This is a genomic window from Limnovirga soli (assembly GCF_013106755.1).
GTDB lineage: Bacteria > Bacteroidota > Bacteroidia > Chitinophagales > Chitinophagaceae > Limnovirga > Limnovirga soli.
In genome coordinates, this window is record NZ_WHPF01000040.1 from 1 (window position 1) to 814 (window position 814).

The 814-nt window shown below is 47.7% G+C and carries 1 protein-coding gene; it reads right to left on the reverse strand.

Translation table 11 applies throughout. The features are described from left to right. A partial coding sequence (locus tag GD597_RS21670; RefSeq protein ID WP_216368658.1) for a hypothetical protein occupies nt 1-814 on the reverse strand: 814 nt, incomplete at both ends.

Sequence of the window (814 nt, forward strand, 5' to 3'; positions counted from 1 at the left end):
TGCTTCACTTAGATTGATCGTATGACCAACGCATAAACTGTCTGGGCCAGTTATCGGAGCGATTACCGGTAAGGCAGATACAACAATGGTTTTACTTACACTATCACTACAACCTGCTGCATTGATCACCGTATAACTGATACGCACAGTGCCGGCACTGATGCCCGTTACCAGGCCACCGCTGCTTATGGTGGCGATACCACTATTATTACTTAACCAGCTGCCGCCGGATGTGGCTTCACTTAGATTAATCGTATGACCTACACAAACACTATCAGGGCCGACTATCGGGGCGATTACCGGCAGCGCACTGACTGTTATTATTTTACTTACACTATCACTACAACCCGCTGCATTAATCACCGTATAACTAATGCGCACCGTACCCGCACTAATACCGGTTACCAGGCCTCCGCTACTGATGATGGCGATACCGCTATTATTACTTAACCAGCTGCCACCAGCGGTTGCTTCACTTAGATTAATCGTATGACCTACACATACACTGTCAGGGCCAGTTATCGGAGCGATTACCGGTAAGGCAGAGACAACAATGGTTTTACTTACACTATCACTACAGCCTGCTGCATTGATCACCGTATAACTGATGCGCACCGTACCTGCACTGATGCCGGTTACTAGGCCTCCGCTACTGATGATGGCGATACCGCTATTATTACTTAACCAGCTGCCACCAGCGGTTGCTTCACTTAGATTGATTGTATGACCAACACATACACTATCAGGGCCGGTTATCGGAGCGATTACCGGTAAGGCAGAGACAACAATGGTTTTACTTACACTGTCACTGCAA